Here is a 20475-nt window from a genome sequence, read left to right as displayed (position 1 = left end):
CGACCCACAAGTCGCCGACGTCGGGCCGGATCAAGAAATTCAAGGTCTATCGCTACGACCCCGATTCGGGCCAGAATCCGCGCTACGACGATTTCGAGATCGATCTGGACGAATGCGGTCCGATGGTCCTCGACGCGCTGATCAAGATGAAGTCGGAGCAGGACCCCTCGCTCACCTTCCGCCGGTCATGCCGCGAGGGGATTTGCGGGTCGTGTTCGATGAACATCGACGGTCGTAACGGCCTCGCCTGCACCACCGCGATCGAGGATATCAAGGGCGATATCCGCATCACGCCGTTGCCGCATATGGACGTCATCAAGGACCTGGTGCCGGACTTCACGCATTTCTATGCGCAGTACGCGTCGATCAAGCCGTGGCTGCAGACCGTGACGCCGGAACCCGCCGGCAAGGAACGGCTCCAGTCGCCGGAAGACCGCAGCAAGCTCGACGGGTTGTACGAGTGCATCCTGTGCGCCTGCTGCTCGACCTCGTGCCCGAGCTACTGGTGGAACAGCGACAAGTTCCTGGGCCCCGCGATCCTGTTGCAGGCCTATCGCTGGCTGGCCGACAGCCGCGACGAGATGACCGGCGAGCGGCTGGACGAGCTGGAAGATCCGTTCCGCCTGTATCGGTGCCACACGATCATGAACTGCGCGAACGTGTGCCCGAAGGGGCTGAATCCGGCCAAGGCGATCGCCGAGATCAAGAAGATGGAGGTCGAGCGGATCATCTGATCCGTTCGTGCCTGACAACTTCCTCCCCGTTCGGTTCGAGCAGCTTCGAGCTTGTCGAGAACTCGGTTGATGCGGCCACCGCCTTATCGACTTCGGTTCTCGACAGGCTCGAACCTGCGCTCGAAGCAAACGGGGTGGGTGTGGCAAACAGGGGGCGGGTGACGTAGGACGGCGCACGATGACCGTCCTCACCCGTTACGACCACCTTGTCGCCACCGGCGAACTCCGCCCCGACCCCGAACAGCGCGCCGCCGCCGAGCGGCTCTCCCGGCTTGCCGACCAGCTCGACAACCCGCCGAAACGCGGGCTGTTCGCGCGGCTGACCGGCAGCGACGCCGCCCCCCCGCGCGGCGTGTACCTCTGGGGCGGGGTCGGGCGCGGCAAGTCGATGCTGATGGATTTGTTCTACGACTGCGTGGCCGAACCGGCCAAGCGGCGCGTGCATTTCCATGCCTTCATGATCGAGGTCCATGCCCGTCTGGCCACTGAACGTGCCAAGGAGGTCGGCAACCCGGTGCCCCCGGTCGCCGAGGCGCTGGCCAAGGACCTGAAGCTGCTGGCGTTCGACGAAATGGTCATCAACAACACCGCCGATGCGATGGTGCTGTCGCGGCTGTTTACCGAGATGATGACGCACGGCGTGACGATGGTCGCGACGTCGAACCGCCCGCCGGTCGACCTGTACAAGGACGGGTTGCAGCGTGACAGTTTTCTGCCATTCATCCAGCTGCTCGAATCCAACCTCGACGTGCTGCCGCTGAACGGCCCGACCGATTATCGCCGCGACCGGCTGGGCGCGGTCGATACGTGGCTGGTGCCCAATGGCGCCGCGGCGACCGAGGCGTTGTCGGCGGCATTCTTCCGCCTGACCGATTATCCGGTCGAGGATGCGGCGCATGTGCCGTCGTGCGACCTCGATGTCGGCGGGGGTCGGACGCTGCATGTGCCCAAGGCGCTGAAGGGCGTCGGCGTGTTCAGTTTCAAGCGGCTGTGCGGCGAGGCTCGGGGGGCGCCCGATTACCTCGCCATCGCGCGGGCGTTCCATACGGTGATCCTGGTCGGCATTCCGGTGCTGGGGCCGGACAATCGCAACGAGGCGGCGCGGTTCGTCACGCTGATCGACGCCCTGTACGAATATCGCGTGAAGCTGCTCGCCGCCGCCGACGCGCAGCCGGGCGACCTGTATCCGACGGGCGACGGGCGGTTCGAATTCGACCGGACGATCAGCCGGCTGGAGGAGATGCGGTCGGAGGATTACCTGACGCAGGGGCATGGCGAGGGCTGAGGTAGCGCTCGCCTTCTTCACCCTTCCTGCCTCACTTCCCGTTTGCTTCGAGCGCAGGTTCGAGCCTGTCGAGAACCGTAGTCGAGAAGGGGTTGCCCCAAGCACCACGTTCTCGACGAGGGGCAGGTCGGATTGTCCCCCGGACAATCCTGAACCATGCGGGGCATGGTTCACCTGCCCCTCTTCTCGACAAGCTCGAAGCTGCTCGAACCGAACGGATTTTGCGCGGAATTATCCCCGCCGCGCATCCGCCTTCTTGGTCCTCAGCGTCGCCGACGCCGCTGCCGGATCGTCCGGCCACGGGTGGCGCGGATAGCGACCGCGCATTTCCTTCGACACGTCGCGCCACGATCCGGCCCAGAAGCCGGGCAGGTCGCGCGTCGTCTGGATCGGGCGACCGGCGGGTGAGGTCAGGCTGAGCGTCAACGGCTGCCCCGCGACCATCGGATGGGTGGCGAGGCCGAACAGCGCCTGCACGCGCAGCTCGACCCGCGGCCCCCCTTCGGCGGCATAATCGATCGCGTGGCTCGACCCGGCGGGGCTTTCGAAGCGGGCAGGCGCAAGGCGGCGGACCTGCTGCATCCAGTCCCACCCCGCCTGCTGCTCCAGCGCGTCGTGGAGGCCGGTCACCGCATCGAGCCGCCGTTTGCCGATCAGTAGCGCCGGCAGCCAGTCGTCGATCGCCGCGACCAGCGCCACGTCGCCCAGCGGATCGTCCTGCCCCAGCATCGCCGCGACATAGGCCGAGCGGCGGCGGAGCGTCTCCGCGCCCTCCCACGGCAGCAGCGACAGGTCGCCACGCACCGCTTGCGTCAGCGCGGCGGCGATCTCGTCGGGCGCGGCGGCGGCATCGGGACCCGACGACAGGCGGATCGAACCCAACCGGCGTTCGCGCAGCGCCACGATGCCGCGCGTTGCGGGATCGAAGCGGACGCTGCGGTGCGTTTCGATCCGGTCGCCGAACAGCTCCTCGACCGTCGCCTGGTCGATCGCGACGGCGGACAGGATGCGCGCGCCCGCCGCCTGCCCCTGCGTCTCGGCCACCGCCAGCCATTCTGCCGACCCGAGCGCGGCGGCGTCCAGCGTGAAGCCTCGCCCGCCGACCGACGCCCAGCGTTCGCCGCCGGCATCGCGGCGCCTGGCGATGCGATCGGGAAAGGCCAGCGCGACGCTCCTCGCCAGCGCATCGGCGGGTGGATCGTCGCGGCCTTTCACCAGCTTGCGCCAGCGGTCGGCGAGGCGACGTGATGCCTCCGCCCGCTGTCCGCGTTCGCTACGCCAGCGGCGGCGGCGCTGGTCGAGGTCGGTGTCGTTGCCGCCAAGGCCGCGCTCCCCCAGCAGCACCGCCACCTCCGCTGCCGCGCCGGCAAAGCCGCCTTCGCCTGCGCGGATCAGCATGTGTGCCAGGCGGGGCGACAGCGGCAGTGCGGCGATGGCGAGGCCGTGCGGCGTCGGTCGCCCGTCGCCATCGATCGCGTCGAGGGTCGCGAGGCGGGCGCGTGCCTCTTCGACCGCAGCGGCGGGCGGCGGGTCGAGCCAGCGCAGCGTCGTCGGATCGGTGACGCCCCATCTGCCGCATTCCAGCACCAGCGCCGACAGGTCGGCCTCCAATATCTCCGCCGGATCAAAGCGGGGCAGGCCGGCGGTCGCGGCAGCTTCCCACAGGCGATAGGCGACGCCCGGCCCCTGCCGCGCGGCACGACCGGCACGCTGCGTGACCCCCGCCTGCGATGCGCGTTCGGTGGTCAGCCGCGTCATTCCCGCCGCGCGGTCGTAGCGCGGTCGCCGGGCGAGACCGGAATCGACGACGATGCGGATGCCGTCGAGCGTGAGCGAGGTTTCCGCGATACTCGTCGCCAGCACGATCTTGCGCCGGCCCTCCGGATCGGGGGCAATCGCCGCACGTTGTTCTTGCGGAAGCAGCGTGCCATGCAGCCGGTGCAGCACCGCTCCATTGGGTACGGCGATCCGTTCGGCGGTGCGCTCGATCTCCGCCACGCCGGGCAGGAAGGCGAGGATGCCGCCCTCCGCCTCGACCAGCGCGCGGCGGATCGCGGCGGCGACCGAGTCCTCGATCCGCGCTTCGGCATTGCGGCCGATATGGCGCAGGTCGAGCGGGTAGGAGCGCCCCTCGCTCTCGATCACCGGCGCATCGTCCATCAACGCGGCGAAGCGTTCCCCGTCGAGCGTCGCCGACATGGCGAGGATGCGCAGGTCGGGACGCAACGCCGCCTGCGCATCGAGCGCGAGGGCGAGGCCGAAATCGCTGTCGAGGCTGCGTTCATGCACTTCGTCGAACAGCACCGCCGACACGCCGGCGAGTTCGGGGTCGGCCTGGATACGCGCGACGAAGATGCCCTCGGTCATTACCGTCACGCGAGTCGCCGCCGACCGCTTGCTGTCCATGCGGGTGGCGTAGCCGAAGGTCTGGCCGACGGGTTCGTTCGCGGTCGCGGCCATGCGCTCGGCAGCGGCACGGGCAGCGATACGGCGGGGGGAAAGGAGCAGGATCTCGCCGGTTGCCCACGGTTCGGTAAGGAGCGCCGGGGCGACGGCGGTGGTCTTGCCCGCCCCCGGCGGCGCGACGAGGACGGCGGAAGTTCGGTCGCGCAAGGTCTGAAGAAGGTGGGGGAGGACCGCGTGGATGGGGAGCATGGCGGTTCCTTAGCAATCCTCCCCGTTCACGGGGAGGGGGACCGTCCGCAGGACGGTGGAGGGGGATCGCCGCGAAACGCAGCGGTTCCGTATGCCGACACCCCCCTCCACCATGCTACGCATGGTCCCCCTCCCCGTGCCGGGGAGGAGCTTAGAGCGTGTCGGGGTTTGGCCCCAGCCGACCGTCCTCGCGGTCCATCGCGTCGAGCTTTGCCACCTGTTCCGGCGTCAGCGACACCGATTGCGCCGCGAGGTTCTCCTCGATCCGCGCGCGCGACGATGCTTTCGGGATCACCCCCAGCCCGGCCTGAAGATGCCACGCCAGGATCACCTGCGCTGGGGTCGCGCCGACCTCCTGTGCGATGGCGCCAATCGTCGGGTCGGTCAGCAGCGTCCCCTGCCCGAGTGGCGACCAGCTCTGCGTGACGATGCCCAGCCGTTCGTGCGCGGCACGCGCGGCGCGCTGCTGAAAGGTCGGGTGCAATTCGATCTGGTTGAGCGCAGGCACCACGCCGGTCGCATCGACGATCCGGTCGAGATGGTCGGGCGAAAAGTTCGACACCCCGATCGAGGCGACCCGCCCCTCCTCACGCAGCCGCACCAGCGCCTTCCACGTATCGATATAGCGGCCCTCGGACGGCATCGGCCAGTGGATCAGGAACAGGTCGATCCGCGGCAGCTTCGCCGCGCTGGCGTCGAACGCCTTCAGGGCGTTGTCATAGCCCATCGCGTCGCGCCACAATTTGGTGGTGACGAAGATGTCGGTCTCGCCGGTCGCTTCACCCACACCCGCTTCGTTCCCGTAGAAGGCGGCGGTGTCGATCAGGCGATAGCCGGCGTCGATCGCTTCGCGCGACAGGCGGGCGGAGTCTTCTGCGGGCACCTTGTAGGTGCCGAAGCCGATCGCGGGGATGGTGCGGCCGTCGTTAAGGGGGAGGTCGGTCATGGGGTGTCCGTGCGGTTTAGGGGTCGGGTTGCCAAACAATGGCGACGCAATCCGTTCCAGTCTCCCGCGCTCCGTTCATGCTGAGTAGGGACTGAGCTTGTCGAAAGCCCGTATCGAAGCAATTGGGACAGTCCTTCGATACGCCGCTTCGACAAATTCAGCGGCTACTCAGGACGAACGAGTTGGGTGGTCGGAAACAAGGACGCCTGCCCCCTCCCCGTTTGGTTCGAGCAGCTTCGAGCCTGTCGAGAAGCGGCAGTCGAGAACGGGGCCGTTTGGGGCACGCCCTTCTCGACTACGGTTCTCGACAGGCTCGAACCTCCGCTCGAAGCAAACGGGAGGGGAATAAGGATAGGCTGGGAGTAGGGGGATGGAGGTCGCCACTTACCCCGTCGGCCGCCCGTCAGCGTCCATCAGCACCTCGCGCCGCCCCACATGATCCGGCCGCGACACCAGTCCTTCCTTCTCCATCCGCTCGATCAGCCGTGCCGCCGAGTTATACCCGACGCGCAACTGGCGCTGGAGCCAGCTGGTCGATGCCTTCTGGCTTTCGGCCACCAGCTGGCACGCCTGACGGAAGGTCTGTTCCTCCGGCGAATCGTCGCCGGTCGGCGCCCCGTCGAGGCTGAAGCCGGCATCGCCCTCCGGTTCGTTGACCACCGCGTCGATATAGTCGGGCGCGCCCTGCGAGCGCCAAAAATCGGACACCGCCTGCACTTCGTCGTCGCTGACGAACGGTCCGTGGACGCGGGCCAGCGCCTTGCCGCCGGGCATGTAGAGCATGTCGCCGCGCCCCAGCAGCTGTTCGGCACCCTGTTCGCCGAGGATGGTGCGCGAATCGATCTTCGACGTGACGTGGAAGCTGATGCGGGTCGGCAGGTTGGCCTTGATGACGCCGGTGATGACGTCGACCGAGGGACGCTGCGTCGCCATGATGAGGTGGATTCCGGCCGCGCGCGCCTTTTGCGCGAGGCGCTGGATCAGGAATTCGACTTCCTTGCCGGCCGTCATCATCAGGTCGGCGAGTTCGTCGACGATCACCACGATCTGCGGCAGCGGCGACAGGTCGAGCGTCTCCTCCTCATAGATCGGGGTGCCGTTGTCGGCGTCGTAGCCGGTCTGCACCTTCCGACCGAGCTTCTGCCCCTTGGCCGCGGCTGCCCGCACCTTGTCGTTGAAGCTGGCGAGCGAGCGGACGTTGATCGACGCCATCATGCGATAGCGGTCCTCCATCTGCTCGACCGCCCATTTGAGCGCGCGCACCGCCTTGGGCGGGTCGGTGACGACATCGGCCAGGAGGTGCGGGATGCCGCGATACATGCTGAGTTCCAGCATCTTCGGGTCGATCATGATCATGCGGCACTGGTCCGGGGTCAGCCGGTAGAGCAGCGAGAGGATCATGCAGTTCAGCCCGACCGACTTGCCCGACCCGGTGGTACCGGCGACCAGCAGGTGGGGCATCGGCGCAAGGTCGGCGACGACCGGGTCGCCGGCGATATTCTTGCCCAGTACGATCGGCAGCTGCGCATTCTGGTCGGCAAAGGCCTGGCTGGCGATCAGTTCGCGCAGGGACACCATCTCGCGCTTCTGGTTGGGCAGTTCGATGCCGATCACGGTGCGGCCGGGAATCGTCGCGACGCGGGCGGAAATCGCCGACATGTTGCGCGCGATGTCGTCGGCCAGCTGGATCACGCGGCTGGCGCGGATGCCGGGTTCGGGTTCCAGTTCGTACATGGTGACGACCGGGCCGGGGGCGACCTTCACCACCTGCCCCTTCACGTTGAAATCGTCCAGCACGCTTTCGAGCAGGCGCGAATTGCGCTCCAGCGCCGCCTTGTCGATCGTCGGGCCGGTCGATTCGGGCGCGGGTGCGAGCAGGTCGATTGCGGGCAGCGCGAAATTGTCGCGACCTTCGCTGCTGGCCGGGCGTGGCGCACTGGCCAATGCGGGCGACGCGGCACGCTCGGCGATGACCGGGGGCGCACGGTCGTCGGGCTGGGCGACGCGGCGCGGCTGTGGCCGGGCGGGCGCATCCTCGGCATCGTCCGCATCGATGGCCGGCGCGGCGCGGGGCGCGGGATCGAACGGCAGGTCGTCATCCTCGACCAGCATGTCACCCTCGTCCGCGCCGACGCGCGCGCGCCGTTCGAACTTGGGCAGACGGAAGGTGCCGTCGGGAATCTCGATCGTCAGCCCCTTGGCCCAGCGCCACACACCGAACAGCGCGGTAGCGAGTGCCACGACGCGGATCGTCCACAGTTCCGCAACCGGTATGCCGATCAGATGGATCAGCCCCTGCACGGCCCGCGCGATGCTCCAGCCGATCACGCCGCCATAGCCCGCGGGCAGCGACAGGATCGCTTCCCCCGATACGAAGGCAAGCGTGGTCCCCATCGCCAGCACGCCGACCGCGCAATCGCGCAGCATCCGCGGCCACGGTCCGACCGGCACGTCGCGCCACAGCCGGACGCTGACGATCAGTCCCAGCGGCAACAGCATCGCGACCGGCACCCCAAAGATGGTGAGCAGCAGGTCGGCGAGCATCGCGCCCCCCGACCCCAGCTTGTTCACGACCGGGCCGCCCGCCGCCGTGCTGAACGACGGGTCGGCGGGCGAATAGCTGACAAGGGCGATGGCGATCACGACGATGGCGACGAACAGGATCGTCGCGCCGATCATCGCACCGCTGCGCTTCGCACCCGCCTTCATCGCGTCGCGCCACAACATCGGCTGCGCGTTGGTCGCCATTCGTTCCACCCTTGTTCGATACCCGCCTGATGTGCGCCGAAGCGGGCCATGGGGTCAAGGCGGCGTTGCGGTAGGCGGCGCCAGACCCTAAGTCCGCAGGCAAGAAACGACTTTACGGATGGGACGGGTTTCATGGCACAGGCGGACGTCATCATCCTGGGCGGCGGGCTGGTCGGCAGCACGCTGGGCGTTGCGCTGGGCGTGCATGGGCTGACGTCGATCATCCTCGATCCGGCCGATCCGGCGGTGACGCTGGCCCCCCGCTTCGACGGGCGCGCCTCCGCCATCGCTAGCGCGACGCACCGCATGTTCGAAGCGATCGGCATCGCGCCCGGCCTCGGCGACGAAGGCTGTCCGATCGCCGCGATTCGCGCGACCGACGGGCTGGAACCGGGCAAGCTCGACTTCATCCCCGACGCCGCCGACGATCCGGTCGGCGTGATGTACGAGAACAAGCGGCTGCGGCAGGCGATCTACGACGCCGCCGTCGCATCGCCGCATGTCGACCTGCGCTATAAGGACCGGGCGATCGACGTCCGGCGCGAAGCGCACGGCGTGACGGTGACGACCGCCGGCGGCGACACGCTGACCGCGCCGCTGCTGATCGCCGCGGAGGGCCGCAATTCGCCGACGCGCGAGGCGGCGGGCATCCGCGTCGCGCGCTGGAGCTACGACCATGCCGCGATCATCACCACGCTGGGCCATGCCGAACCGCATGAAAACATAGCCTATGAAATCTTCTATCCGGCAGGGCCGTTCGCGATCCTGCCGCTGAACGACGACGACCACGGGCATCGGTCGGCGATTGTATGGACGGTCGATGCGAAGGACCGGCCGGCAATGCTGAAGCTGTCCGACCGGGCGTTCCTGGCCGAAGCGTCGAAGAAGATGGGCGGATTCCTGGGCGAACTATCCAACCTGTCGGCGCGGTCGAGCTATCCGCTGGGCTTCCACCATGCCGCGCGGATCACCGCCGACCGGCTGGTGCTGGTCGGTGACGCCGCGCACGGCATTCACCCGATCGCCGGACAGGGCCTCAACCTCGGCCTGCGCGACGTCGCGGCGCTGACCGAGGTGCTGGTCGAGGGCAAGCGTACCGGCCTCGACCTCGGCGATCCCTATCTGCTGGAGCGGTATCAGCGGTGGCGGGGCCTCGACACGTTCGCGGTCGCGCTGGCGACCGATGGGCTGACCCGGCTGTTCGGCATTCCGGGCAAGGCGGCCAGCGCGGTCCGGCGCTTCGGCCTGTCGGCGGTCGATTCGATCCCGCCGCTCAAAGCCGCATTCATGGCCGAGGCGCGGGGCGAAACGGGGAAGTTGCCCAAGCTGTTGCAGGGCATCCCGGCGTGACGCTCTCCGCCGTCCAGCGCGGTGTCGTGCGCGGGATGGCGGGGGCGGCGGGGATCGGCATCGCTGCGCTGCTGGCGGCGGCCTGGTTCGATCCGGGCCATGGCCTGCCCGAACGCCTGCGGATGCTGGCGGTGGCGCTGGTCGTGCCCGGACTCTGGAGCGCGGCGGCGATCGGCCATGTCGCGCGGCTGCGGTTCCTCTCGCCGCAGTCGATCGATGGCGGCGATGCCGATCCGGCGGTGGCGCAGGGGCGCGCGATCGCCCAGAATACGCTGGAACAGGCGGTCCTGGCGGCGATCGCCTATGCCGCGCTGACGATCGCCACCGATCGATCGACGTTCGCATTGGCGGTGCTGGCGACCTGTTTCACGGTCGGGCGGATAGGCTTCTGGACGGGCTATCGACGGGGTGCCGCTGCCCGTGCGTTTGGCTTTGCGCTGACCTTCTACCCGACCATCTTGGCGTTGCTGACTGCACTGGTCCTCGCGATACGGGGATAGCTACCAATTCCCTCCGCCGGTCGCGCCGTCGCGAAACTCCGCGATCCGCCGCCGCGTCGCCGGGGTCGTCCCCTCCGGCAGCGCCTCCACTGCGAACCAGCCGACTTCCGCCACCTCCAGCCTGTCCGCACCGCGCAGCGAATCACTAGCGGCCCGCGCGACATAGACGATCACATGGTCGTCCTTGCCCTCGCCCCGGTTGTGATAGACGCCCAGCACCCGCTCGACCATGGCATCGGTCACCGCCACCTCCTCCGCCAATTCGCGGTGGAGCGCATCGGCGACCGCCTCGCCCTTCTTCACCCCGCCGCCGGGCAGGTACCAGCCGTCGATATAGGTGTGCCGGACCAGCGCCACGCGGCCATCGGGCGCCAGCAGCAGCGCGCGCACGCCGATCGTGCGCGGACGGGTGATGCGCCATGCCAATCGCGCCGCCCTGCTCAGCAACCGGTGGATCAGCGCCACAGCCTATGCCCGAGCGTCGCGGGTGGCCTCGGCAGCTTCCTCCGCCGCAATCGGTTCGGCCGCCGGACGGATCATCAGGAAGCTGCCCGACCAGATTCCGGGGATGTCCCACCGCCCGCTGATCTCGCAGCCATCGTCGCTCAGCACCCCGGCATAGACGACCATGTCGCCATAGCCCTCGCTCTCGCTATCGTCGTAGAATTTGCTGAACGTCACCTTCGCACCGTCGCGATGCCCGTCGATCGCCGCGGCGATCAGCGCGCCCGGCGGCACCGAATAGAGGTCGGGTTCGTGGATCGTCCCGACGATCGATCCGCCCAGATCGGCGATATCCGCCTCGAACGCGGTCGGCGGGTTGGTGTGCGGATAGTTGAAGATTCCGCTCCACTTGCCCGACAGGTCGCGGCTCACAACGGTCGCGCCGCTTCGACCAGCAGCACCGGCACGCCGTCGCGAATCGGAAAGGCGAGGCCGGCGGCCTCCGACACCAGTTCGCCCGCCGCCGCATCATGCCGGAGCGGCGTGCGCGTCACCGGACAGACCAGGATCGACAGCAACCAAGGATCGATCGTCATTGCAGCGTCGCCTCTTCGTCATCGCCATGCCGACCGAAGAATTGCATGAGCTGCACGATCAGTTCCGCCCGCGCCGACAGTTCGTCGACTTCGAGCAGCGCCTGCTTGGCAGCGACGTCGAACGGCGCGATCTGCGCGATGCCGTTGACCAGGCTTTCATCGTCCAGCCGCCCGACCGATTCCCAATCGACGGCATAGCCCAGCCGGTCGGCGAACCGCTTCGATTCGATCTCCAGCGACGCGCGCTCGGCCAGCGCCAGCGTGGTGTCGCCGACGATCGGCAGCACCTCCGCCTCGACCTGTCGAAACGCGGTGGTCACGTCCAGTTCGCGCACGATGCGAAAGCGCGACAGCCCGCGCAGCACGATGTCGTAGCGGCCATCGGCGTGCGCCTCGACATCGACGATCTGCCCGATACAGCCGATGTCGAACAGCGGCGGCCGATCAGTGTCGCCACCGACCGGGCGCGGCTGGACCATGCCGATGCGCCGGTCCCGCGCCAGCGCGTCGGACACCATCGAGCGGTAGCGCGGCTCGAAGATGTGCAGCGGCAGGTGCATGTTCGGAAACAGCAGCGCCCCCGCCAGCGGGAAGACGGAGACGCGGCCGCTCATCCGAACAGGATCGCCGAGAGCTTGCGCCGCTGCTGCGACACCCACGGGTCCTCCAGACCGACCGCTTCGAAGACCTTCAGCAGCTGTTGCCGGGCGGCATCGTCGTTCCAGCTGCGGTCGGCGGCAACGATCTTCAGCAGCGATTCGGCCGCCCCGTCGCGGTCGCCCGCCGCCATCTGTCCGCCGGCCAGGCGGAAGCGCGCGTCGTGATCGTCGGGGTTGGCTTCGACCTCGGCCTTCAACCCTGCCAGATCGTCGACCGGCTGCGCATCGCGGGCCAGTGCCAGCGCGGCGCGGACCTGTTCGATGCCGGGCTGCTTCGCGGCATCCTCCGGCAGCGCATCGAGCGCCGCCTGCGCCTCGTCATGCTCGCCCAGCGCCATCAGCGCACGGACCCGTGCGGCCGCGACAACGGCGTTCTCCGGCACCATCTCGGCGATCTGGTCGAAGATCGACAGCGCGCGCGCGCCGTCGCCCTCACCCAGTGCCTCTTCGCCCATCGCGATCAACGGTTCGATGTCGGGACCGGCGGCGGCGCCCGGCTGCACCGGCAACTGGCGCAGCAGCTGGTCGAGCATCTGCTTGAGCTGACTTTCGGTGCGCGCCTGCGTCAGGTCGGCGACCAGCTGCCCCTGGAACATCGCATAGACGGTCGGGATCGAGCGGATCTGGAATTGCGAGGCGATGAACTGGTTTTTGTCGGTATCGACCTTGGCCAGCACCACGCCCTTGTCGGCATAGGCGTCCGCCACCTTTTCGAGGATCGGGGTCAGCGCCTTGCACGGCCCGCACCATTCCGCCCAGAAATCGATGATGACGAGGCTGGTCATCGATGGTTCGACGACATCGCGGCGGAACGCCTCCACGGCATCCTTTTCCGGGGCGGTCAGTCCTAGCGTGGCCAAGCGTCGATTCCTTATCCTGTGACAGCCGCCCCTATGTGGGCATCACAGGCAAAACAGAAAAGAGTTCATTTAGGGGTTGCGCACTCTGAAACCCCCGTCTAATAGCCCGCCTCACCCCAGCCGGTCACCCGGTTCGGAACGCCAGAGCGGGCGTAGCTCAGGGGTAGAGCACAACCTTGCCAAGGTTGGGGTCGAGGGTTCGAATCCCTTCGCCCGCTCCAGTCGCTGCCGCTGATTAGCGGCAGCTAATCAGCGAAATGTCAGCGACTTCGGCCGGCGCCGGTTACGGTGACCGACGGCATGGCTTTGCCATGCCGCGACCCCGATCGTTCACTGCATCCCCAATTTTTCTGCCGACGCGGATGATTCGCATCCTCCTGCATTTCCGGTGCACGGCGCGCCACCGATGGCCGACAATCAACCCGTCCGGTGCGAAACAGCTTCCCGCCGCCTGCATCCCCCGACGTCCGATCGTGATCCTCACAGCCCAGCCATGGCAAAGCCCGCGCGAATCAGCTTCGCACGGGCTCCGATGTTTCGCTCGCTCCCGTTTAGAATTCCGACCAGTCGTCCTCGCTGATCGCAACCGCGGCGTTGCCATGCGACAGGCGCTGCGGAACGGCACGCACCGGGCTGCGCACCGGCAGGCGCTGAACCGTATCGCGCTGGTCGCGCACCGCGATCGATCCCAGCTGGAACCGCGCGATTTCGCCCGACAGCGCATCGGCTTCGGACGCCAGGCTGCGCGCGGCGGCGGTGCTTTCCTCGACCATCGCCGCGTTGCGCTGGGTCACGCCGTCCATTTCACCCACGGCGGTGTTCACCTGTGCCAGCCCCTGCGACTGCTGCTCCGCCGATCCCGAAATATCCGCGACCAGCGCGCTGATCTCACTGAAACGACCGATGATCCGGTCGAGCGAGCGCCCGGTTTCGCTGACCAGCGCGACGCCGGTATCGACCGTCTGGACCGACGCGGTGATGCGCTGCTTCACATCCTTGGCCGCCTCCGCCGAACGCTGCGCCAGCGCGCGCACCTCGGAGGCGACGACGGCAAAGCCCTTGCCCGCATCGCCCGCGCGCGCCGCTTCGACGCCGGCGTTCAGCGCGAGCAGGTTGGTCTGGAACGCGATGCCGTCGATGACCGCGATGATGTCGGAGATTTCGGCCGACGTGCGTTCGATCCGCGCCATGGCGTCGACCGCGCGGCGCACGACCTCGCCCGATTCGATCGCCTCGCTGCGGGCGGTGCCGACGATCTGGTCGGCGCGCGATGCGCTGGCGGCGCTTTCCCGCATCGTCGCGGTGATCTGCTCCATCGCGGCGGCGGTCTGTTCGAGGCTGGCGGCCTGCTGCTCGGTCCGCTGCGAGAGGTCGTCGGACGCGGCGCTGATCTCCCCGGCGCCCTTGCGGATACCGCCGGCAACGGTCGACACCGACAGCATGGTGGCCCGCAGCGCCGCGACCGCGGCGTTGAAATCGTCACGCAGCGACAGGAACGGTTCCTGCAGGTCGGCATCGATCCGCGCGGTCAGGTCGCCGGCGGCGAGCTTGCCCAACCCCTCGCCCATGATCGCGACCATCTGCCGCTGGGTGTCGCGCTCCATCGCGGCCAGCGCGCTTTCGCGGAACGTCGCCATCGCCTTGGTAATGCGGCCGACACAATCCCGGTTGTCGGTATAGGCGACCGGGCTTTCGAGATCGCCCGCCGCCAGCGCCTCCATCCGTACCACCGTCGAGACATAGGGCGTGCAGATCAGCCGCGACGCGCCGAACGTCACCGCGACGATCGCCGCCACACCCGCCATCGCACCACCGATGACGATGCCCGGTGCGACGGCGACATCCAGCGCCGACGCGCTCGCCAACGCCGCAATCCCCCCGGACAGCAGCAGATAGACGAGCGCCAGGACCCGGAATTTCATCCGTATCGGCGCGTTGCGCGAAAACCATGCGATCATCTGACCCCTCCCCCGAAAATACTATCGCCGCGGCCCGTCAGGCCCGCCGGGCCCGCACCTGCGGCGACGGACGCTGCGCCGGCCCCGCCGCCGGCCGCCCGAACAGATAGCCCTGCGCCAGCGCACAGCCCTCCGCCTGCACCATCGAACGCTGCGCCTCGTTCTCGACCCCTTCGGCGACGACCGGCAGGTTCAATCCCTTGCCCAGGCCCGCGATGGCGCGGACGATCGATCGCGCAGCCTCGTCCTCGTGCATTGCCGACACGAAGCTCTTGTCGATCTTGATCTTGTCGAACGGAAAATGGCGCAGGTTGCTGAGCGAGGAATAGCCGGTGCCGAAATCGTCCATCGCGATGCGCACCCCCAGCGTGCGGATCTCGCGCAGGATCGCCAGCGACACCTCCCGGTCGCGCAGCAGCGCGGTTTCGGTAATCTCCAGCTCCAGCCGTTCGGGCGCCAGCCCGCTGTCCGCCAGCGCATCGCGGACCAGCATCGGCAGCGTCGCCACGCGCAGCTGCACCGGCGACACGTTGACCGCCAGCGTCAGCGGTTCGGGCCAGCTGCTGGCGTCGCGGCACGCCTGGCGCAGCGCCCATTCGCCGATCGCCATGATCGTGCCCGCTTCCTCGGCCACGGGAATGAACAGCGTCGGCGGCACCTGCCCGCGTTCGGGATGGTCCCAGCGCAGCAGCGCTTCATACCCGACGACATGATCGTCGTCGGTCGACACCAGCGGCTGATAGACCAGCCGCAATTCGCCGCGACACACCGCGTGGCGCAGGTCATGTTCCAGGCTGCGGCGATCGCGCGCCTGCCGGTCCATCGTTTCGTCGAAGAACGACGCGGTGCCGCGTCCGTCCTGCTTGGCGCGGTACAGCGCGACATCGGCATTGTGGCGCAGCGTTTCCGGGTCTCCCCCGTCACGGGGATAGGTGACCACGCCCAGGCTGCACCCGACCGCCATCGGGTCGCGCGCCGAATCCATTTCCTCGGCAAAGCGGGTCAGGATGCGCGCAGCCAGACGGCGGGCATCGTCGGACGAGGCGATGTCGCGCTGCAGGACGACGAATTCGTCGCCGCCCACCCGCGCAACCAGATCCTGTGCGCGGACGCAATCGTCGAGGATGCGCGCGACCCGGATCAGGATCGCATCGCCGGCGCCATGGCCGAACAGGTCGTTGACCGCCTTGAACCGGTCGAGATCGACCGCGATCAGGGCAAAGGGCGCCCCGGTGCGGACCGCTTCGTTGAGGCCGATGTCGAACGCGGCGCGGTTGACCAGCGCGGTCAGTGGATCGTGCGACGCCAGATGTTCGATCGCGCGCTGGGCACGGGCGGTTTCGGTAAGGTCGCGAAGCGCGATGACGGTTGCGTCGCGACCGCGATATTCGATCGCGCGCGCGGTCATTTCGACCAGCTGGTCCTCGACCATGCTGTCGCGGATGCGGGCACGGGTGGCATCGCCGCGGTGCAGGCGCAGATGGTCGCGCGCGGGCGTTTCGAACCACGCCGCGGTCGCGGTACCGACCAGCACGGCGCGATCGACGCCCAGCAGCGCGCACGCCTGTTCATTGGCGTCGAGGATATGGTCGTCGCTGGTGATCAGCAGCCCTTCGGACGTCGCATCGGCCAGCCCGCGCAGGTCGGTCAGGAACCGGTCGACGATCGAAGCCGCCGCCGTCAGCGCGATCAGCAGCAGCGCCGCCGCGACGATCCACGCCAGCAGCCACTGCGCGCCCTTGCCGGCATCGCCCGCCATCGCCGCGTCATGGCCGATCATGGCCGATGCCATCGCGACGAAATGGATGATGACCGTCGCCAGCACCATGCCCGCCGCCGGCACGACCATCCGCTTCCGCCCGCCCAGCTGCAGGAACAGGATGAACGCCCCCGACAGCAGCAGCCACCCCGCCAGCAGCGCCCCGGCGATCGGACCGTAATCGACGCGGTGGACCATCGGATTGGCGATGGCGGCCATGCCGGTCATGTGCATCCCCAATATGCCGAGCGTCGCGATCGCCCCGCTCAGCAGGACCAGTGCCGCCCCCCGCACCCGCCGCAACAGTGCAAAGGCGATGCCGAACGCACCGATGGCGATGGTCGCAGACGCGGCGGTCAGCAGCTGGTCGAACTGCAGCGCGACCGGGCTGCGAAAGGCGAGCATCGAGATGAAATGCGTCGACCACACGCCGCCGCCGGCCGTGACCGCCGCCGACGTCAGCCAGAGCGGGCGACGTTCGGCCACGCATTCGAACGATCGCTGCAGCTGGGCAAAGGTCGACAGCGCGCTGACGATGCACAGCAGCAACGCCAGCAGGACCACCGACAGGTCGTGGTGCGAGACGATCGAGACAAACAGGTACGACATTCGGCCAGGACCCCCATCCGGCGCTGCTCTTGCAACACAGGATGGGGCTGGTCCGATTAAGGTTCAGTATATCGCAATCGGCGGGAAATACCGGAGAAACTCGTATATTCCCGCCCGTCCGCAGCAACGACTTACGGAATTTCTGTAACTTCGAAGAACTGCGCACGAACTCGCGATTACCATATTCCGTATTCGATATTTAGCGATCCTCCTGTCGCCTATTGCGCGGCCGCCGGCGCCGCGACCTTGGGCTTTACATAGCGGTCGAGCCAGTCGGTCATCTGCCACAGCGTTTCTTCGGTCGATTCCAGCGCACGATAGCCATGCGCTTCGTTGGGCAAAACGACATAGCGCACCGTAGCACCATTGCCCTTCAGCGCCGCATACATCCGTTCGGACTGGATCGGGAAGGTGCCGCTATTGTCGTCCGCCGCGCCGTGGATCAGCAGGATCGGCTCCTTGATCCTGTTGGCGAACGTAAACGGGCTCATCTCGGTATAGGTCGACGTCGCCTGCCAGTAGGTGCGCTGCTCCGCCTGGAAGCCGAACGGGGTCAGCGTGCGGTTATAGGCGCCCGATCGCGCGATGCCCGCGCGGAACAGGTCGGTATGCGCCAGCAGGTTGGCGGTCATGAACGCACCATAGCTGTGCCCGCCCACCGCCATGCGGCTGCGGTCCGACACGCCCAGCTTCACCACCGCATCGACCGCCGCCTGCGCATCGTCGCGCAGCTGCTGGACATAGGTGTCGTTCGCCTCCGCGCCGTTTTCGCCGATGATCGGCATGGCGGGGTTGTCGAGGACCGCATAGCCCTGCGTCAGCAGGAACAGGTGGCTGATCCCGCGCGGCCGAACGAAGCGATTGCCCTGGTCGACCGTCTGCCCGGCGACCTTCGCATCGGTATATTCGGCCGGATAGGCCCAGAGCAAGGTCGGCAGCGGCCCGTCGCGCTTCGCATCATACCCGGCGGGCAGATACAGCGATCCCGACAGCGGCAGGCCATCGGCGCGGTTATAGGTGATGGTTCGCTGCGTCACGCCGGCCAGTACGGGCGCGGGATCGGCGAAGTCGGTCACCGCCTTCGCATTGCCGCCCCTGACCGCGCGCACCATGTAATTGGGCGCCAGCTTCGCGCTTTCGCGGCGGGTCAGCATCCGCTGCCCCTTGTCGTCCAGCAGCGCGACGACGGTTTCGTAATAGGGTGCTTTGGCGGTCCATAGCCGCTTCTGCTCGCCGCCCGCGACCGACATCGCCCCGAGGAACGGGAACGCCCCCGCCTTCGTCGCGCCATCGCCGGTCACATAGACCGCATCGCGCGCCGGCGTGAACTGCATCACCGGCTTGCCCGCCGCATTCTCCTCCGTCATCGGGAAACCGGGATCGCCATATTGATCCTGGTAATTGCGGGTCAGCAGCGTCCGCGCCTGCCCCGGTCGCGCCGGCGCGACGGCAAGGCGATGTTCGGTGCGCGTGCGCCATTCGCGGTCGATGACCATCGCGAAATCGTCATTGCCCCAGAACACCGCCCCGAAGCGCGCCGGCGTCTGTGCCAGTTCGACCGGCGCGGCGGTGAAGGGTGCCGCCTGCAGCATCACCCGGTCGTGGAACGCGACCTTCGCCTTGGGATCGCCGCCGTCCAGCGCCTCGGCCCATGCCAGCGTCGCCGGCGCATCCGACCGCCACACCGCTTCCCGCGGCCCCTTGAACGTCGCATCGAAATCGACCGGCAGGTCGTCGGCCAGCGGCCGGTCGACCAGCGTCCGAACCGGCTGTCCGTCGATCGTCGCCACGGCGATCTCGGTCGGGAAGAAGCTGGCGGGCAGCAGATAGCTGTACGGCCGCTTCAACCGTTCGGTCAGCAGGTAGCGGCCATCGGGCGACACGCTGAAATCGGTAATCAATCCCGGCTGCCCGATCGGCTTGGTCGCGCCGGCCAGGTCGATCCGCGCCAGCTGTCCGGTGAAATAATGGTCGAACAGCGCCTCGTCCGTCGCGTTGCGCAGCAAATCCTCATAGGTGCGCGCCGCAGAAGTGCGACCCATGCTTTCCTGCACCACCGGCCCGGTCGGCGTCGCGTCGGCGACCGGCGCCGCCCCGCGCCCGGCGGGCACCAGATAGGCGATCAGCGCCTTGCTGTCGGGCGTCCACGCGAACGGCGTTCCGAACGTCCCGTTCAGGCCCCGCGCGACCATCCGCGCACTGCCGTCACGCTCGGCGATCCACAGCGACAGCGCGTTCGCCTCCTGCACATAGAAGGCCAGCCGCGTGCCGTCGGGCGACCAGTCGGGCGCCGCGAATCGCGTGCCGGCGGGCAGCTTAACCGCGACGGTGCGACCGCTCGCAATATCCTTGAACGACAGCGCGTTCAGCCACTGGACCCGCATTTCCGCCTGGCCGTTGGTCGCGGGATCGATGCGATAGCCGGCGAGGCGCAGGATCGGCTTCGACAGATTGGCGATGCTCGGCAGGTTCTCGCGCCCCAGGATCGCGAGCGTGCGATGATCGGGGCTGACCGCGACACCCGGCGTCGGCGGCGTCTCCAGAATCTTCGCAATGGCATCGGGCGCGCGATGATAGCCGGTGGCCGGCTCCTGCGCATGGGCGGTCGTGGCAAGCAACAGAGCGATCAGACAGGCACCAGCGCGCATTCGTAACCCCTTGTGGTTGTTTGGTTGTGATCCTGACACGGGTAGGCGCGGGGCGCTAGGCGGTTGCGGCGGCAGTGGCAGTGGCAGTGGCAGCGGCAGCGGCAGCGGCAGCGGCAGCGGCAGCGGCAGCGGCAGCGGCAGCGGCAGCGGCGTGCCGTAGTCGCAAGGACCTGTCCACCAACAAGCCGCACCCCCGCGCAGGCGGGGGTCCAGAGCCACAGGCGCCATCCTGCCGTTACCCTGGATCCCCGCCTGCGCGGGGATACAAATGATTGTGGGCTAATTTCGTAGATAGCACCAGGACGCCGTCACGAACATATGGCGAAATCCGCCACGTTATGGCGGCGCATCCCACAGCTACAGATGTAGTCATCGGCCAAGTCATTGATATTGCTTGCCGCACAAAACTGGCACGGCAGCTGCAATGTATTTGGCATCACCGGAAACCAACCGGAAATTCAGGGAGCCAACATCATGACCGCCATCCGTTTCGCCGCTTCGATCGTCCTCGGCCTGGTTGCCACCACCTCGGCCTTCGCCGCCGAACCGAACGCCGCCCCGGCCCCCGTCGCGACCAGCGTCGCCGGTGCGAGCGCGGTCACCGCCGTCACGCTGGCCGCCGGCCCCGCCGCCACCGCCTACAAGGCATCGCCCAACGCCCGCTACTGCTTCAAGACCGAAGCTACCGGCAGCCGCATCCTGACCAAGGTCTGCAAGACGCGCG

Annotated in this window: 16 protein-coding genes and 1 tRNA gene; 6 read left to right on the top strand and 11 right to left on the bottom strand. The window is 67.9% G+C overall.

The window, feature by feature from the left end; all coding sequences use genetic code 11:
• Positions 1–734 (top strand): succinate dehydrogenase iron-sulfur subunit (locus QZ755_RS14200; protein WP_294324081.1); only part of this gene is annotated, 734 nt, incomplete at its 5' end.
• 178 nt (positions 735–912) lie between these two features.
• Positions 913–2019 (top strand): cell division protein ZapE, encoded by a 1107-nt coding sequence (gene zapE / locus QZ755_RS14195; RefSeq protein ID WP_294324080.1) that lies wholly within the window; start codon positions 913–915, stop codon positions 2017–2019.
• 231 nt (positions 2020–2250) lie between these two features.
• Here the strand turns inward: zapE and hrpB are convergent, their stop codons facing one another.
• The 3 genes from hrpB to QZ755_RS14180 all read right to left on the bottom strand — a co-directional run bounded on the left by hrpB (position 2251) and on the right by QZ755_RS14180 (position 8368).
• On the bottom strand, positions 2251–4674 hold the full coding sequence (gene hrpB, locus QZ755_RS14190; RefSeq protein WP_294324078.1) for an ATP-dependent helicase HrpB: 2424 nt from the start codon (positions 4672–4674) through the stop codon (positions 2251–2253).
• A gap of 151 nt (positions 4675–4825) precedes the next feature.
• Positions 4826–5620, bottom strand: a complete 795-nt coding sequence (locus tag QZ755_RS14185) for an aldo/keto reductase (protein ID WP_294324076.1) — start codon at positions 5618–5620, stop codon at positions 4826–4828.
• 384 nt (positions 5621–6004) lie between these two features.
• On the bottom strand, positions 6005–8368 hold the full coding sequence (locus tag QZ755_RS14180) for a DNA translocase FtsK (RefSeq protein ID WP_294324074.1): 2364 nt from the start codon (positions 8366–8368) through the stop codon (positions 6005–6007).
• A 132-nt stretch (positions 8369–8500) separates the two neighbouring features.
• Here QZ755_RS14180 and QZ755_RS14175 point away from each other — a divergent pair, with 132 nt between their 5' ends.
• Entirely contained in the window at positions 8501–9718 is a 1218-nt protein-coding gene (locus QZ755_RS14175) for a UbiH/UbiF/VisC/COQ6 family ubiquinone biosynthesis hydroxylase (RefSeq protein ID WP_294324073.1), read from the top strand.
• Positions 9715–10218: an MAPEG family protein gene (locus QZ755_RS14170; protein ID WP_294324072.1), complete on the top strand. Its 504-nt coding sequence runs from the start codon at positions 9715–9717 to the stop codon at positions 10216–10218. The genes QZ755_RS14175 and QZ755_RS14170 overlap by 4 nt, the downstream gene beginning before the upstream one ends.
• On the opposite strand, the gene QZ755_RS14165 is transcribed toward QZ755_RS14170, so the two are convergent.
• The 5 genes from QZ755_RS14165 to QZ755_RS14145 are packed head-to-tail and all read right to left on the bottom strand — an operon-like array spanning position 10219 to position 12762.
• Entirely contained in the window at positions 10219–10683 is a 465-nt protein-coding gene (locus QZ755_RS14165) for an NUDIX domain-containing protein (protein WP_294324070.1), read from the bottom strand.
• Between the two features lie 3 nt (positions 10684–10686).
• Positions 10687–11094, bottom strand: coding sequence for a hypothetical protein (locus QZ755_RS14160; RefSeq protein WP_294324068.1), 408 nt, complete (start codon positions 11092–11094; stop codon positions 10687–10689).
• Positions 11091–11258: a Trm112 family protein gene (locus tag QZ755_RS14155; protein WP_294324066.1), complete on the bottom strand. Its 168-nt coding sequence runs from the start codon at positions 11256–11258 to the stop codon at positions 11091–11093. Before QZ755_RS14155 ends, QZ755_RS14160 begins: the two co-directional genes overlap by 4 nt.
• Entirely contained in the window at positions 11255–11872 is a 618-nt protein-coding gene (locus QZ755_RS14150) for an LON peptidase substrate-binding domain-containing protein (protein WP_294324064.1), read from the bottom strand. Before QZ755_RS14150 ends, QZ755_RS14155 begins: the two co-directional genes overlap by 4 nt.
• Positions 11869–12762, bottom strand: coding sequence for a tetratricopeptide repeat protein (locus tag QZ755_RS14145; RefSeq protein ID WP_294324083.1), 894 nt, complete (start codon positions 12760–12762; stop codon positions 11869–11871). Before QZ755_RS14145 ends, QZ755_RS14150 begins: the two co-directional genes overlap by 4 nt.
• A 161-nt stretch (positions 12763–12923) precedes the next feature.
• Here QZ755_RS14145 and QZ755_RS14140 point away from each other — a divergent pair.
• Positions 12924–12998 (top strand) — tRNA-Gly (locus QZ755_RS14140).
• Between the two features lie 330 nt (positions 12999–13328).
• On the opposite strand, the gene QZ755_RS14135 is transcribed toward QZ755_RS14140, so the two are convergent.
• From QZ755_RS14135 to QZ755_RS14125, 3 genes are all read right to left on the bottom strand, one after another.
• Entirely contained in the window at positions 13329–14735 is a 1407-nt protein-coding gene (locus tag QZ755_RS14135) for a methyl-accepting chemotaxis protein (RefSeq protein ID WP_294324062.1), read from the bottom strand.
• 37 nt (positions 14736–14772) lie between these two features.
• Positions 14773–17103, bottom strand: coding sequence for an EAL domain-containing protein (locus tag QZ755_RS14130; RefSeq protein WP_294324060.1), 2331 nt, complete (start codon positions 17101–17103; stop codon positions 14773–14775).
• A 218-nt stretch (positions 17104–17321) separates the two neighbouring features.
• On the bottom strand, positions 17322–19751 hold the full coding sequence (locus QZ755_RS14125; RefSeq protein WP_294324058.1) for a prolyl oligopeptidase family serine peptidase: 2430 nt from the start codon (positions 19749–19751) through the stop codon (positions 17322–17324).
• Positions 19752–20225: 474 nt separating this feature from the next.
• On the opposite strand from QZ755_RS14125, the gene QZ755_RS14120 reads away from it, so the two are divergent.
• The coding region (locus tag QZ755_RS14120; RefSeq protein ID WP_294324056.1) for a hypothetical protein at positions 20226–20475 on the top strand (250 nt) is incomplete at its 3' end.

It is taken from the genome of uncultured Sphingomonas sp., assembly GCF_913776855.1.
Classification (GTDB): domain Bacteria; phylum Pseudomonadota; class Alphaproteobacteria; order Sphingomonadales; family Sphingomonadaceae; genus Sphingomonas.
This window is presented reverse-complemented; position numbering and strand designations above follow the sequence as displayed.

Bases quoted from the DNA above. Each gene is read 5' to 3' on its own strand.
- zapE (WP_294324080.1), top strand. From the start codon at position 913: ATGACCGTCCTCACCCGTTACGACCACCTTGTCGCCACCGGCGAACTC.
- hrpB (WP_294324078.1), bottom strand. From the start codon at position 4,674: ATGCTCCCCATCCACGCGGTCCTCCCCCACCTTCTTCAGACCTTGCGC.
- QZ755_RS14185 (WP_294324076.1), bottom strand. From the start codon at position 5,620: ATGACCGACCTCCCCCTTAACGACGGCCGCACCATCCCCGCGATCGGC.
- QZ755_RS14180 (WP_294324074.1), bottom strand. From the start codon at position 8,368: ATGGCGACCAACGCGCAGCCGATGTTGTGGCGCGACGCGATGAAGGCG.
- QZ755_RS14175 (WP_294324073.1), top strand. From the start codon at position 8,501: ATGGCACAGGCGGACGTCATCATCCTGGGCGGCGGGCTGGTCGGCAGC.
- QZ755_RS14155 (WP_294324066.1), bottom strand. From the start codon at position 11,258: ATGACGATCGATCCTTGGTTGCTGTCGATCCTGGTCTGTCCGGTGACG.
- QZ755_RS14150 (WP_294324064.1), bottom strand. From the start codon at position 11,872: ATGAGCGGCCGCGTCTCCGTCTTCCCGCTGGCGGGGGCGCTGCTGTTT.
- QZ755_RS14135 (WP_294324062.1), bottom strand. From the start codon at position 14,735: ATGATCGCATGGTTTTCGCGCAACGCGCCGATACGGATGAAATTCCGG.
- QZ755_RS14130 (WP_294324060.1), bottom strand. From the start codon at position 17,103: ATGTCGTACCTGTTTGTCTCGATCGTCTCGCACCACGACCTGTCGGTG.
- QZ755_RS14125 (WP_294324058.1), bottom strand. From the start codon at position 19,751: ATGCGCGCTGGTGCCTGTCTGATCGCTCTGTTGCTTGCCACGACCGCC.